At 47.6% G+C, this 14,475-nt stretch carries 11 protein-coding genes; 9 read left to right on the top strand and 2 right to left on the bottom strand.

The genetic code is table 11. From position 1 onward, the window contains the following. Positions 1-421: 421 nt before the first annotated feature. The 5 genes from norR (at position 422) to ACVBIK_RS13425 (ending at position 7,158) form a co-directional block, all read left to right on the top strand. Positions 422-1,969: a nitric oxide reductase transcriptional regulator NorR gene (norR, locus tag ACVBIK_RS13445; protein ID WP_447159417.1), complete on the top strand. Its 1,548-nt coding sequence runs from the start codon at positions 422-424 to the stop codon at positions 1,967-1,969. A gap of 146 nt (positions 1,970-2,115) precedes the next feature. Then, positions 2,116-3,513 (top strand): M16 family metallopeptidase, encoded by a 1,398-nt coding sequence (locus ACVBIK_RS13440; RefSeq protein ID WP_447163030.1) that lies wholly within the window; start codon positions 2,116-2,118, stop codon positions 3,511-3,513. Then, on the top strand, positions 3,513-5,144 hold the full coding sequence (locus ACVBIK_RS13435) for a M16 family metallopeptidase (protein WP_447169895.1): 1,632 nt from the start codon (positions 3,513-3,515) through the stop codon (positions 5,142-5,144). Before ACVBIK_RS13440 ends, ACVBIK_RS13435 begins: the two co-directional genes overlap by 1 nt. Positions 5,145-5,453: 309 nt before the next feature. Then, positions 5,454-6,467 carry a plasmid segregation protein ParM domain-containing protein gene (parM, locus tag ACVBIK_RS13430; RefSeq protein ID WP_447159415.1) on the top strand — a complete coding sequence of 338 codons (1,014 nt, stop codon included), beginning with the start codon at positions 5,454-5,456 and terminating at the stop codon, positions 6,465-6,467. Between the two features lie 10 nt (positions 6,468-6,477). Next, a complete protein-coding gene (locus tag ACVBIK_RS13425; protein WP_447169894.1) occupies positions 6,478-7,158 on the top strand; it encodes a hypothetical protein in 681 nt (226 codons plus the stop codon). 320 nt (positions 7,159-7,478) lie between these two features. Here the strand turns inward: ACVBIK_RS13425 and ACVBIK_RS13420 are convergent, their stop codons facing one another. Both ACVBIK_RS13420 and dsdX read right to left on the bottom strand, forming a co-directional pair. Continuing rightward, the gene (locus ACVBIK_RS13420) at positions 7,479-8,798 is read right to left on the bottom strand and encodes a D-serine ammonia-lyase (RefSeq protein ID WP_447169893.1); all 1,320 of its coding nucleotides are present in this window, start codon (positions 8,796-8,798) and stop codon (positions 7,479-7,481) included. A 21-nt stretch (positions 8,799-8,819) separates the two neighbouring features. Further along, the gene (dsdX, locus tag ACVBIK_RS13415) at positions 8,820-10,157 is read right to left on the bottom strand and encodes a D-serine transporter DsdX (RefSeq protein WP_447169892.1); all 1,338 of its coding nucleotides are present in this window, start codon (positions 10,155-10,157) and stop codon (positions 8,820-8,822) included. Between the two features lie 212 nt (positions 10,158-10,369). Here dsdX and dsdC point away from each other — a divergent pair, with 212 nt between their 5' ends. The 4 genes from dsdC (at position 10,370) to ACVBIK_RS13395 (ending at position 14,329) form a co-directional block, all read left to right on the top strand. Next, positions 10,370-11,341 (top strand): DNA-binding transcriptional regulator DsdC, encoded by a 972-nt coding sequence (gene dsdC, locus ACVBIK_RS13410; RefSeq protein WP_447169891.1) that lies wholly within the window; start codon positions 10,370-10,372, stop codon positions 11,339-11,341. Between the two features lie 99 nt (positions 11,342-11,440). After that, on the top strand, positions 11,441-12,781 hold the full coding sequence (gene zapE / locus ACVBIK_RS13405; RefSeq protein WP_447169890.1) for a cell division protein ZapE: 1,341 nt from the start codon (positions 11,441-11,443) through the stop codon (positions 12,779-12,781). Positions 12,782-13,098: 317 nt separating this feature from the next. Next, positions 13,099-13,368 carry a hypothetical protein gene (locus tag ACVBIK_RS13400; RefSeq protein WP_447159409.1) on the top strand — a complete coding sequence of 90 codons (270 nt, stop codon included), beginning with the start codon at positions 13,099-13,101 and terminating at the stop codon, positions 13,366-13,368. 205 nt (positions 13,369-13,573) lie between these two features. Then, complete coding sequence (locus ACVBIK_RS13395) at positions 13,574-14,329, top strand: leucine-rich repeat domain-containing protein (protein ID WP_447169889.1); 756 nt, start codon at positions 13,574-13,576, stop codon at positions 14,327-14,329. Positions 14,330-14,475: the final 146 nt, after the last annotated feature.

Raw genomic sequence — 14,475 nt, 5'->3', positions numbered from 1 at the left:
GGTTCTAGGTTCTAGGTTCTAGGTTCTAGGTTCTAGGTTCTAGGTTCTAGGTTCTAGGTTCTAGGTTCTAGCAAAGCTAAAGGTATCAGGCTACGCCTGACTAGGGTCGTGAGCTGGAAGCTCACGACCTTTTATCAAAGTAGTTTGATTAGCTATAACTGCGGGCGAAGCCCCGCGATGTTGATTGTTAGACGCAGTCTAACTTAAAGCTCAAACAAAGTTTGATGGCCAGCAGCCATAGATGCAATCTAACTCCCCCAACTTTAGTCAAAGTGTAAAATTGACATCGACAGCCCATAGCTAAATACTGTTAAAAAGACACACCCGAGTGACCTAGGCTGATCCTAGTATCAGCACGCTGGAATGTGCACGCTAAAACACTCGTCCAAGGTTAACGAATTAACCTGAAATTGGAGCGCCAATGTCACTGAGTCAAAGCGACCTTACCCGTATAGCACTGGATATCACATCAGGGCTGTCAGATCACGACAGATACTCAAGGCTTCTTGATACCATACGTCAAACTCTGCACTGTGACGCCGCCGCGCTGCTGCAATTTAGCGGTAAACATTTTACCCCACTGGCTATCGATGGTTTGAGTCCCGATGTACTTGGCAGGCGCTTTATATTGAGCGAGCACCCAAGACTTGAGGCCATCGCTCGCGCGGGTGATGTGGTAAGATTTCCAGCCGACAGTAAACTGCCCGACCCTTACGATGGTTTAATTCCCCATCAAGAAGACCATTTAATGGTACACGCCTGTATTGGCCTGCCTTTAGTCGCTAACGGCGCGCTTATCGGCGCGGTCACTATCGACGGTTTTGACCCAGAGCAGTTCAATAGCTTTAGCGATAAAGAGCTACGCACCTTAAGCGCTATCGCGTCGGCATCACTTAACAATGCCCTGCTTATCGAAAAGCTAGAAAAACAGGCGCTGCAATCTCAAGAGCCGCCATCGTTCAACCACAATAGCTCAGACAGTGAAGTGGAAATTATTGGTCAATCCTCTGCTATCCAAACACTGCAAAACGAGCTTAATGTGGTAGCCAGTACCGACCTTAATGTGTTGATTTTAGGTGACACGGGGACCGGTAAAGAACTGGTTGCCAAATCAATCCACCAGCGTTCGCTGCGAGCAGGTAAACCGCTGGTGTATTTAAACTGCGCCGCCCTGCCTGAGTCCGTTGCTGAAAGTGAGTTATTTGGTCATGTAAAAGGCGCCTTTACTGGCGCGATTAGCCATCGTAGCGGAAAGTTCGAGACGGCCGATAAAGGCACCCTCTTTTTAGATGAGATCGGTGAATTACCACTGTCCTTACAGTCAAAATTATTGCGGGTATTACAGTATGGCGATTTACAAAAAGTCGGCTCTGATAAAAGCTTAAAGGTTGATGTGCGCATCATCGCCGCCACCAATAAAGATCTCAAGCAAGAAGTCTTGGCCGGACGCTTTAGGGCCGATCTTTATCATCGTTTAAGCGTATTCCCAGTCATAGTGCCACCACTAAACGAGCGCGAAGGCGATGTAATCTTATTAAGCGGCTTTTTTGTCGAGCATAGCAGAGAAAAGCTCGGTTTAAAGAGCCTGAGATTAAGCCCTGACAGTATTAACCTGTTAAATAGCTATGATTGGCCGGGTAACGTACGAGAACTTGAACATGTTTTGCGCCGCGCGGCGGTATTGTCCAGAGCGCAGTCTCAGTCAGATATTGCGGTGATCACCCCGCAACACTTTGACTTGCGTGGTCAAGACAAGCAGCAGCTTGAGACAACATTTAAAACAGCAACGCAAACCCGCCAAACAATAGCCATTGAGCAAACGCTAAAACAAGCTACTGAAGCGTTTCAGGCGCAATATATTAGCCAGACATTAGTCGCTAACAGCAACAACTGGGCGGCAACGGCCAGAGCGCTAGATGTCGACTCCGGTAACCTGCACCGACTCGCTAAACGTATCGGCATTAAATAAAACCTTGGCTGATATCGCCTATATAATTCAGTAGATTAAGCTGATATAAATTGGCCTGTTTATTCATGCTAAAAAGGCCGTTAAAAGGAATTAAGACTAAATTGCAGCGATTAATAACCCACTCCATTACTGCGTTATCGATACTCATGCTCTCTTTGCCCGTGAGCGCCCAGGACACACATGAGCCTAAAGCCTGTGAGCTGAGCACGCTTGCTCAGCCGCTATTTCATGCCGAGCAGCGATTGCAGTATCGTCTGCTTGATAATGGTCTTCAAGTTCGGATTCTGCCTTTAGACGATACACAAGCCGTTTCCATTGCCAGCCAGTTTGATGTGGGCTCCCGCAATGAAGTTAACGGCCAGACCGGTTATGCTCACCTGTTTGAACACATGTTATTTAAGGGCAGTAAACATGCCCCCGGCGACAGTTATACTCAAACCATGAGCGCCTTAAGTGGCCAGTTTAATGCCAGCACTTTTTTTGATTTCACCAATTACTACTTAACCGTGCCCTCCCAAGCACTCGAGCTGAGTTTGTGGCTTGAGGCCGACCGTTTTCGTTATCCGACCTTGAATGAGACGACGGTAAAAAATCAGCAAGCTGCTGTACTCGAGGAGATGGCCACCAGCATAGATAATCAGCCTTATGTGCGCAGCGCGATGGAGTTCTTACTGTCGCAAGTTGAGAATACGCCCTATGGTCATGCGGTGATTGGCAGCGTGGCTGATGTCAAGGCGGCCACACCCGAGAGCTTAAACGCTTTTCATCAACGCTATTACCGCCCCGATGCCATGCAGTTAAGCTTGGTGGGCGATATTCCAGCTCAAACCCAGTCTTGGGTAGATGAGCAGTTTGGTGACTGGCAAGCACCCAACATTGAGCGGACACAATTAAGTGATCTTAAGATAACCCCACAGCCTGTGCATGGTGAGATTATCGATGAGAGAGGCCCCTGGCCTGCGGTGCTATTAGCGTGGCACACTGCGGGGAGCAACTCACCCGATGCAGCCGGATTAGCCTTACTTGAGGCCTATCTGTTTCAAAACAAAAGCAGCCTCATTCAAGGCACTAGCCTTAACGACCCCGACCAGCTGTTAAGTTACTCTATCCCGTTAACGATGACCCATCACGGCGTAACTAACTTAGTATTAGTGCCACGCGCGCGCACTTCGCTCGATAGGCTCACTGAAAATGTGCAGGGCTTAATCGACACAGTGACAGACAAGCCGATATCAGCTGCCAAACTGTGTCAGCTAAAACAAATTTGGCTTAATAAAGCGCTAGCGCGTTTAGACTCACCATCACAACTAGCAAAAGCACTGTCGGCCACAGCCCCGCAAGATAAGCATCATCCACTGACCGGGCCTTGGCAGAGAGTTAACGCCGTAACACCTGCACAACTGCAAGCTATTGCCCAAGGCTATTTTAGCCAAAATGGGGTGCGTCTCGACCTGCTTCCGCCTTGGTATATTCGCGCCACTAAGTCAGTTTTAGAACTCTTGCCTAAGGGAATGACCGACAGCCTTGAAGAGGGAGTAATGTGATGAAGCCATATATTGAAAAGCCGCTGAAGCAACAATTTAAGCCACTAGCCTGTGGCACGCTACTGCTAAGCGTAATATTAAGTCTATTGGGCTGCCAGCAAACCCAGATAACATTTACCCCAACCGCTGAGCCGCAGCTGCCAGTATTTGATAAGCTGCAGGGCGCACCAGAGATTGCCGCACTAATCTATCAAGCCGCCACTCCCATTGAGCGTGTAGTACTGCCGATTGAAATTGAAGCCGAACCTGATGCTGTACTTGAGCCTAGGTTAAAACCAGAGCTTGAACTGTACCTATTTGACGATACGCCCTCTGGGTTAAATCATCTGTCGCTAGTGGCTTATAGCCAAACTCCGATGGCAAACCTTGATGTGCTGGTGAATGCTTTTCGCGAAAAAACCCGCTACTTAGCGCAGCAATCAAACTTAGCCTGCGCTGAGAGTCTGCGTATTCGCCCAAGCATGCACAGCCTGACGATTAGTATCGATTGCCCCGACTCCCCCGCCCTTGCTAGTGAGTTGTTAATGCAGTTTTGGCAAGCCGCTAGTGTTAACCAAATGGGCAGTTTTGATGAAATAGGCAGTTTTAACGAAATAGACATCGCCAATGTGCGCCGCCAACTCAAGTTGGCTAAACATATCAATGCCTATAGCGGCGCCGAAATTGATGATGTGTGGGCTAAAAAAATCCTCGGTGAGCAACATGTTTATAATCAAGTGCTCAATGACAAAACCCTTGCTGATGAGCTTGACTTAACCAAGCTTAACCAAGTCAGAGACACGATTTTCACCCAATCTAACTGGGCACTGTTTGCCAATCTAAGCCTTGGACAAGACAAGCAGTTTACTTCTGCGGTGACAAAGCAATTTAGCTCGTTAATCTCTACTGCCCAGCTCGCAAACTCAGCGGCGAGCAGCAAATTGACAACGCGTTCTAGTGCCGTGATGGACTCTAGCCCTACTGTCATCCCAGCTATCAGTCCTGCAGTCGATATCAGCAATGATAACAAGACACTGTTTATCATCGATGTCCCTGGTAGCGTACAAACACAGGTACGTATCGGCTACCCACTGGATGCCAGAGATACAAGCAAGGATAGCATTCAAGATTGTAAACTACTGGCCAGCTGGCTTGGGCGCAGTTTTTCAGGCCGGCTGTATTACGATCTACGCGAAGTGCGCGGGCTAACCTACGGCATCTATGGCCGCTGCTTTGATAACCCATTATCACGCACGCTTAAGTTTTACGGCAGCACTAAGCTTGAGCACTCAGGTGCCTTTATCAGCGGCGTGTTAGATCATTTAGCATTAGCAAGCCAAACGCCGGCATCAACGGCAGAGGTCAGTACCTTAAAGAACTACCTCACTAGTCAGCAGATGCTACGCCAAGCCAACTACCGCGCCGTCGAGTTCGATAGCATAAAGCAGTTAGTGCGCGGCTATGAACCTGAGCGCGAGCAAAAAGAGGCCGCAAGGTTGGCAAGCTTAACCCCTGCACAGCTACAACAGATTGCCAGCTCGGTATTTAACAATACGCCCTATATCGTGATTAGAGGCGATGGCGACAAAATACGCGAAGATATTAAGCAAAAATTGCCCGAGTGGAACATTGTTAACGCCAGTGTCGATTAGCCAACATGACTCGCCGTGGCGACAATAACGCTCTGCTCATCTGCCAGCATTCAGGCTATGCCATCCCTATGGCCATCCCTATGACAACCCCTATCACATAACAGTGGTGACATAGGGGTTGCATAGCGGTGATGGCGTACCACTGACCCGCCAATTTACACCACCGACTATTGATGCTTTTTCAAGCGCCAAACTATCAAGTTTGCGACTGAGATATCAGCCTTAAAAAATAAATCACATTTAGATTTCAGTTCTTCAACGTTGCGGTCGCATTAACTTGCAAAATTGGGTTTATTTTAAGGAACTGTAATGCATTCGAGCATGACCAAATTTGCTATCGATGATGGCTCTACCAATGTAAAAATCAGCTGGATTGACAACGGTCAAGTGCGTAGTGTTACCTCACCTAACTCTTTTCGTAAGGACTGGAAAAGTGCTGCTTTACTCAGTGATCGCAAAGTATTTAACTACCAAATCGCATCGACTAAATACACCTACGATGCCACATCTGACAAAGCACTTTCTACCACTCATGTTGCCTTTCAATATGATGACTTAAACCTACTTTCTGTTCACCATGCCCTACTGCAAACGGGTGTTAAGCCAGGTCCTGTCAGTATTTTGGTTACCTTGCCCATCACCGAGTACTACAAAGCTGACGATTGTCAGAAAAACGAAGAAAATATCGCACGTAAAAAAGCTAACTTGATGCGCGAAATTACGCTTAACAAGGGCGAGCTATTTACCATTGTTGACGTTGAAGTGCTGCCAGAAAGCCTACCGGCCGTGTTGACCACACTGATGGACTCAGGCGTTAACGAGTTCGCTAAATCATTAGTGATTGATTGCGGTGGCACAACCTTAGATATGGGCGTGATTGTCGGTGAATTTGACGATGTATCGGCTGTTTATGGCAATGCCGAGATTGGCGTGTCTATGGTCACCAACGCAGCGAGAAAAGCCTTATCTGCGGCAGACAGCGACGCGAGTTACTTAGTGGCTAACGAGCTCATTAAGCGCCGCCATAACCGCGAGTTTGTTGAAGAAGTCATTAACGATATCAGCAAGGTAGACTGGGTACTTGAGCGTATCGAAGACAAGATTGCCGAGCTCGGTGCGGCTGTTGCCTATGAAGCTAAAACCTTTACCCGTAATCCAAACCGCATCTACTTAGTGGGTGGCGGCGCGATGCTGATTGAAAGCGCGATCCGCGATGCGTATCCGTCGCTGGGCGAAAAGATTGTGATGGTGAAAGATCCGCAAGAAGCGCTATCACGCGAGATCTGCTGCTACCACGCGGCAGAGCCAAGCGACGCGGCTTAAAGGGACCCTTATGCGCATTCGATTCAATGTAGGTCTAGAGCCTGAAATCTATGACAGCCACAGCTACGCCATAAAAACCCTAAGGGGTTGGCAACAGCAGGAAAAAGCGCGTAATGATGAGACGGATATCGTGCTACAGCGCCGTATTCAGTTTCATCGCGATCTCTATCTATCGGGATTATTCCTGCATGAATTGGCGCCGCAGTTGCCGTCTATGCTCACTCAGACTCTGCTACAAGATAAGGTGAACTGCCAAACCTTAGTGTGCCAGATCCGCTCAGCGGGCCTGTCTTTAGAATCGAGTGAAGATAACGGTTTATCTGAGCAGCAGTGGCTAAAGTTAACCTCTATGCTTGAGGGCGCTAGCTTACCTAATCAGCAAAGCGAGCCATTGAACCTAAGCTCAATTGAGCAGCAACTTGAGCAGTTACAACAAGGGCAGGAGCAGTTAAGTAAACTGTTCAATAACTTGCCCGCCGTAGCAGACACGGTGCAGCCTCATGCAGAAATTGATTTAGCCGCGCAATTTAGTCAGCTTAAACAGGGGCAGGACAAGTTAATGGCACAGATAAAAAGTCTATCTAGCCAATTAGCCCAAACACCTGCCAGCGCGCCAGCGAACGATGAGGCACCAAACTTAGCGACTCAACTTGAGCGAGCAAGCCGAGTAAAATCCAAAGGCCTGTGGTAATTTTTTACAGTACTTTATTTTCAGTGCTATTAATTTTCAGTGCTTAATTTTCAGTGCTATAAAACAGTTACAATAAAAAAATCCACCTTGTTAAGGGTGGATTTTTTTTGGCTTTAGTTCTAGCTGTGCATTTTTGAGCAAGATTGAACGCTAGAAACAAAAAAGCAGAGCCAAGACTCAATGTCTCAGCTCTGCCCTTCTTCCAACTCGATACATTAATAAGAACGAGCCAGCCCTTACATTAGTATTAGCGGATACATTAGTACTAACTACTATACAAGGTATTAGCTTTTATATAAGTATTAGCTTTTATATAAGTATTAGCTAGCTTGCGCTAGGTACTTTGCCATCTCAACCGCAGGCACCATTCCGCCGCCCGTCGCCCACACCACGTGTGTCGCGTTGCTCATCATCTCAGGTGTTAGCCCCATACGCGCTTGATACTGTGTATCGCCGCTCACTCTAAGTGCGCCCGGCATCCCCGCTAGGGCCGATGGCTCAAGCTCAATGCCCTCACTCTTAGCCAGTAAACCAAGTAGGTCATACATGTGCTGATCGCTTAAGGTGTAATAACCATCAAGCATACGCTCCATGGCGCGGCCGACAAAACCTGATGCACGGCCTACGGCTAAACCATCGGCTGCCGTGACGTTATCGATACCTAAGTCCTGTACCGCAATTTCATCATGCAGACCCGTGTGTACGCCAAGTAGCATACAAGGAGAATGTGTCGGCTCAGCAAAGAAGCAATGTACGTTATCACCAAACGCTAACTTAAGACCAAACGCCACACCACCAGGGCCACCGCCTACACCACAAGGTAGGTAAACAAACAGCGGATGCTCGCTATCAACCTTGATATCAGCGCCGTCAAACTGCGCTTTTAAGCGCTCACCAGCCACTGAATAACCAAGGAACAACGTGCGCGAGTTTTCATCGTCGATGAAGAAGCAGTTAGCATCAGACTCAGATGCCTTACGACCTTGCTCTACCGCAACGCCATAGTCTTGTTCATATTCAAATACATTCACGCCGTGGCTACGTAGCTTATCTTTCTTCCACTGACGGGCGTCAGCAGACATATGCACGCTAACGTTAAAGCCAAGCTTGGCGCTCATAATGCCGATAGACATACCTAGGTTACCGGTCGACCCCACCGCAATGCTATAACCGCTAAAGAAGCTCTTCATCTCTTCGGTGAACAGCATCTGATAGTCGTCAGACTCGTTAAGTTTACCTGCTGCAATCGCCAATTTTTCGGCGTGGGTTAGCACTTCATAAATCCCGCCACGCGCCTTGATAGAGCCTGAAATCGGTAAGTGGCTGTCTTTTTTCAGCATCAGTTTACCGGCAATCTTTTGGCCGTATTTGGCTTCTAGCGCCTGCTTCATCTGTGGGATCTCAACCACTTCTGACTCAATAATACCGTTAGATGCAGCAGTCTCAGGGAAGGCTAACGCTAGGTAAGGAGCAAAACGCTGCAAACGCGCGCTGGCATCGGCCACATCAGTGCTGTCTAAGCCTACATAGGGTAGTGATTCCGCTAAGTGGGTCGCCTTGGTTTCAAACCAGCTGACTTCTTCTAGATTGATAAGCTTAGTCAGCAAAGGGAAGTCATTTATCAGTTGTTGAGTATTCATGGTTTCAGGTTCCCTTTAGGATTAAATAACATAAGAAAGAGCAAAGGTCGCAGCCAGTGCCACAAGTGAGGCGATAAAGGTTGCGGTGGTGTAATACATAAATGTTTGTTTCATCGTGGCGCCGGTGTACTGCTTAACGAGCCAGAACAGTGAGTCGGTAACGATAGTGCAGCCGATTGCGCCAGAACCGATAGCTAAGGTCACGATAACGGGGTTCAAGTCTGGGTAAAGCACTAATAACGGCGACACAATCGCAGTTGCGCCCATCATGGCCACAGTTGCTGAGCCAACGGCTGCGTGCAGGATAATGGCCACTAACCAAGCAAGTAGCACAGGGTGCATATCAAGGTTTGCTAGAATTTGCGCCAGGCTATCGCCCATGCCGCTGCCACTTAATACACCGTTAAACGCGCCGCCCGCACCGATAATCAGCAAGATATTAGCAATTGAGGCGAAGCTGTCTTCGGTTTTAGTCAGCAAGGTGCCCATAGTCATCTTGTTGCGTAGACCTAGCAGGTAATAAGCCACGAACGCTGCGATAAACATCGCGGTGATTGGGTTACCGATAAATTCAAGCGTGGTGTAAAGCGCAGTACCCGGCTCCATGTACAGCTCGGCCACGGTTTTAACCAACATCAAGATAATTGGCAAAAGGATAGTGAACAAGGTGGTGCCAAGTGATGGTAACTCGCTCTCTTTACGAGCAGTGACTTCACTAAACTCAGCGGGCACTGGTAGGTGCGGCAATTTATCGCCAAACAGCTTAAGGAACAGTGGACCACCAATTAACGAAGCCAGTAGACCGATGAGTAGCCCCCAGATGATCACAGAGCCAACATCAGCGCCTAGTGCGTTAGTCACAAACAATGCTGCAGGGTGTGGCGGCACGATGCAGTGCACGGCCATCAATGCAGTACATAACGGAATGGCGAGCTTTAACAGTGAAGTATTGGTTTTGCGCGCTATAGAGAATGCCAGTGGGATCAGCAATACCACGCCAACTTCAACGAACAAGGTGATACCACAAATAAGGCCGACTAATACCATAATGACATCGGGGCTTAAGTAGCGAGACTTTAGCAAGGTGATGCCAATACGCTCGGCTGCGCCTGAGATCTCCATCATCTTGCCTAGGATGGTACCTAGACCGATAACAATCGCCAAGAAGCCTAAGGTGCCACCAATGCCAGACTCCATCGCCTTGATCATTTCAAGTGGTGCCATGCCCATCATGCCACCCACAAAGAAACTGGCAAGTAGCAGAGCAAGGAAAGGATGCAACTTGAACTTAACGATGCTAATGACAATCAACAAGATACTACAAAGCAGAGTACCAATAATCCACAGCTGTGATTCCATTGTATTTCTCTATTGGTTAAAAGGAGTTCAAAAGGTATTGAAACGTGGCGCTATTAAATCCAAACAATGGAATGCTGACAAAAGATATAAATCAGCGTTCGCTTGAGCCAGATTGTGGCAACCAGTACTTAGTCGTCACAAAAGTGCTTTTAACATGACCCAAGCATCAAGTGTGTTGATAAAATCGGTGCTAAAAGGCGGCTTAGAGTAAAATGTGCCCATCAAAATTTGAGATGTTAGTCATGTACTCCCAACAAGATGTATTCAGCAGAAACCGTTTACTCAGCAGTTATCAGCTTGCAAAGCTGCATACCTTCGAAGTAGTGGCTCGTCACCAATCTTTTTCGCTCGCCGCAGAAGAGTTATGCGTTAGCCCCTCAGCCGTGAGTCATAGAATTACCGCGCTGGAGACTGAATTAGGCTTCAAGCTGTTTTCTCGCTTTCACCGCAGAATTGAGTTAACAGAAGATGGCAAGCGACTGTTTTCAAAGTTGAAGGACAGCTTAAAAAGCCTGAATCAGGAAGTGTTTGAGATTAAAAACCAAGAGGTGTCGGGTAAGTTGACCATCTATTCTCGCCCCTCTATCGCCCAGTGTTGGCTGGTGCCTAAAATTGCTAATTTTAGCCGTCAGTACCCGGCGATTTCGATCAACATTTTGACCGGCAATGAAAACGTTAACTTCAACAGTTTTCATATCGATCTGGCCATCTATTACGATAATCGCCCGCGCAGTAAACTGTTTTGTCAGCACTTGATGGATGAGACCATTATGCCGGTCTGCAGCCCAGAATACGCCGCCGAGCACGACCTGATTGGCAAGCCAGAGCACCTGAGTCGCTGCACCCTGCTGCACGACAACCAAGCCTGGGAATATGACTCAGATTGCGATGAATGGAAGTACTGGGGAGAAAAGCTTGGGGTCAATATTGATGACAGTCGCTCAATCGGTTTTGACCGTTCTGACTTGGCTGTTATTGCTGCCATGAACCATGCAGGCATCGCCATGGGACGCGGACAACTGGTGAGTAAGCGCATTGTGCGAGGGGAGCTCATCGCGCCTTTTGCAGGCCAGCAAGTAACATGCGAACAAACTTATTATGTGGCTTCTCATGATAAAGATCTCAACCCCAAAGCTAAGCTGTTTGTTGACTGGCTAAAAAAGCAAGCAAACCATACTTTATGATGCAGCCCGATTAAATTTACTCATATAGCGTGATGCCCAATAAGTAAGCTCAAGCTGATATACTCTCGCCATCTAACGTAATGAGCCCTATGTGAAACCATGACTAATCAAGCCTGCAACTTAATCAGCCAACAGGTCGAACACGGCGGCAGTGATGAGCCGCTGTCACAGAGTGGTCCACAGGCTCGCTACCTGCAGCAGGTAGAGCGGCTGCTGATTATTGATGACAGCGCGCAGCACCAAGCCGTTAATGCGCTCGAGCAATTGCATCAGCGGCTAACTCAAATGCCTCAAATGAATGGCCATGCAAATCCAGTCTGTCAGGGGCTGTATTTATGGGGTGATGTTGGCCGCGGTAAAACCTATTTGATGGATCTGTTTTACAATAGCCTTGAGGGTGGTGCTAAAACTAACGTCCCTAAGCTTAGATTGCACTTTCATCGCTTTATGGCACGGATCCATAAAGACTTGATTAGCGAAGCGGGTAATCGTGATCCACTCAAGCGCATTGCCAAACGGGTCGCCAAAGAGTGCCGCGTGTTATGTTTTGATGAGTTTTTTGTCAGTGATATTGGCGATGCCATGATTTTAGCCAAGCTGTTTGAAGCGCTATTCGAGCAAGGTATTACCTTAGTCGCCACCTCCAATACCCCGATTCATGAGCTATATAAAAATGGCTTACAGCGACAACGTTTTTTACCCACTATCGACCTGCTAAACCGCTTTACCCAAGAAATCCATTTAAGCGGCGAGCAAGACCACCGCTTACATCCATCTGCGGCGACAAGCCTGAGCCCACGCTACTTTGTTAACGCGCCCGTCCAAGAACAGGCTGCCGAAAATAACGACATGAAAGAGCAGTTTGAGCGTATTTTTAGCGCTTGCTCTAATGCTGATACCGATACTAATGCAGGTGCAAGTGCATTAATTTCAGCGCCGCTGTTAATTCATGGCCGCATAATAGACACCGTAAAATACACGTCAAAAGTGGCCTGGTTTGAGTTCGACGCCCTGTGTGACGGCCCACGTTCGCAGCTCGATTACATCGACATCGCCAGCCGCTTCAGCACAGTACTGCTGACTCAAGTGCCTGTATTAGGCGGCGAGCCCCGCAGTTGGATTAGAGCCCGCGGCACCGAAGATGGCGCCCAGCACTTTACAACCACTGCAATTGAAAGCGCCAATACAACTGCCGCTATTGAAACGGCTGCATTTAACACTGCTGCTTTTGAAACGGGCAATAGACAACTGTCTTACGCGGTGAGTGATGACCCCGCGCGGTGTTTTATCAGCTTAGTAGATGAGTTATACGATCAAGGGGTTGAGCTATATATCCAAGCTCAGGTGCCAATGGAGCAGCTCTACACCGGCGGTGCACTCAGCTTTGAGTTCAGGCGAACATTGAGCCGTTTAACCCAGATGCAGAGTTTGCAATATTGATTGCCCTAAGAATACTCTCACCATCAGTGGTTGCAATGACCTGCGGCCTTAGCATGTGCCGATGCTCACAGCGAGTATATCCTTGTGAGCTCAACGAAAACATCTGATGTGAATGGATTCACACATGCCGCGGTGACATGAACGTCATAGCGCGGCCTTACCACCAAAGCCTCAGCCTTATCGACACTGAGTTAGAACAGCGGACTATCCAAGCTTATGCGGCTAACGTCAGAATGCTCAACAAATTCGATATCACATCTATTGCTCATCTCATGGTTACGGCATAATAGCGCCAATTACATTACAGAGTCGTAAATATGGACAACCAGCAAGAAAGTTACATGACTGAAGAAACCCTTATTGAAACAGTCGAAAATCAGATCGCCGACGGCGAACCGAAAAAGGTCAAAGAGACCTTGATGCGTTTGGTGATGACAGGAACGCCGCGTGAAGAAGCGATTCAATGGATGGCATGTGCGCTAGCGATTGAAGTCAGTGATGTGATGCTAAATGGTGCCTCATTTAACGAAAAACGTTACAACCAGCATTTAGATGCCATGCCAAATTTAGATTGGATGGAAGACTGATATTCACCTATGTCATATCGAGCTCTTTAATACCAAGCTCCTTGGCATCAACTTATTTCGCATGTTAAGTGGTGTTCTCGTTGCTATGCTGTTTGGGCTTTCTATACAAGAAAGCCCCGCACATCAAGCCGAGTTAACACCAAGCCCTACACCTCAAGCAAATGCACCTCAAACAAATGATCCTAAAACAAAGAGAGAATTCACCGTGAGCCAGCCACATACTCTGACATTAGATGACGTATCGTTTAATAAAAAAACAGGCCGAATTGATGTGTATCATGGTGATTATCAACACATCATTATCCCCGATAATTTTGATGGTATCCCCGTTACTAAGATCTGGGACTATGCTTTTTCAGAGGCTGAGGAGTTAAGCGAAGAATTCGAAGAGTTCCCAAAGAACCCAATCGCCAGCATCGTTATTCCTAATACAGTAACAGAAATCGGCGAAAGTGCGTTTCGACGCAATGCCCTAACCCAGATTGATATTCCGACTTCGGTCACTCGAATCGGCTATTATGCCTTTGCAGAAAACGCATTAACTCATGTCGATATTCCAGACTCTGTGACAGAAATCGTAGAGGGTGCATTCGCCAAGAATGCCTTAACCCACCTGACTCTGCCAAATTCACTGACTGAAATTAATGAGCGAGTGTTTCAATTTAATGCGTTAACCAGCATCACTATTCCTGATTCCGTGACTGAAATCGGTTTAGGCGCATTTAGGGGGAATGAACTTCAAAGCATCACCATTCCTGACTCGGTAACTGACATTGGTTCAGAAGCGTTTGCAGATAATGCCATAACCTATGTTTTGATCCCGACTTCGGTCACTTACATGGGTGATGACGCTTTTACCGATAACCCATTAAGGGGCAGGATTATCAAAGGCTTTGGCAATAAAAAGCCGCGCAGAGAACTCTCTGACGAAGAGTGGCTCGAAGCCTTTGGTGACTTATAAGGTTAAGTCCCCCAAACCTGAGGTTGAGTATCAAGCAGCGCCTGACCAAGGTAGTGAGCTTCCAGCTCACACACGGGCAAAAGGGGGACAACAGCTACCCCCTCTTGACCATTTCTTTCATAAAGAGTCCGAGCCCCGACGAAGTT

Source organism: Shewanella sp. 125m-1 (assembly GCF_052977065.1).
Note: the sequence above shows the minus strand (reverse complement) of the source record. Positions and strands in the feature narration are given on the sequence as shown.

Coding starts and splice junctions, on each gene's coding strand:
- norR (WP_447159417.1), top strand. CDS start 422: ATGTCACTGAGTCAAAGCGACCTTACCCGTATAGCACTGGATATCACA.
- ACVBIK_RS13420 (WP_447169893.1), bottom strand. CDS start 8,798: ATGAATACTCAACAACTGATAAATGACTTCCCTTTGCTGACTAAGCTT.
- dsdC (WP_447169891.1), top strand. CDS start 10,370: ATGTGCCCATCAAAATTTGAGATGTTAGTCATGTACTCCCAACAAGAT.
- ACVBIK_RS13435 (WP_447169895.1), top strand. CDS start 3,513: ATGAAGCCATATATTGAAAAGCCGCTGAAGCAACAATTTAAGCCACTA.
- parM (WP_447159415.1), top strand. CDS start 5,454: ATGCATTCGAGCATGACCAAATTTGCTATCGATGATGGCTCTACCAAT.
- zapE (WP_447169890.1), top strand. CDS start 11,441: ATGACTAATCAAGCCTGCAACTTAATCAGCCAACAGGTCGAACACGGC.
- dsdX (WP_447169892.1), bottom strand. CDS start 10,157: ATGGAATCACAGCTGTGGATTATTGGTACTCTGCTTTGTAGTATCTTG.
- ACVBIK_RS13425 (WP_447169894.1), top strand. CDS start 6,478: ATGCGCATTCGATTCAATGTAGGTCTAGAGCCTGAAATCTATGACAGC.
- ACVBIK_RS13400 (WP_447159409.1), top strand. CDS start 13,099: ATGGACAACCAGCAAGAAAGTTACATGACTGAAGAAACCCTTATTGAA.
- ACVBIK_RS13440 (WP_447163030.1), top strand. CDS start 2,116: ATGCTCTCTTTGCCCGTGAGCGCCCAGGACACACATGAGCCTAAAGCC.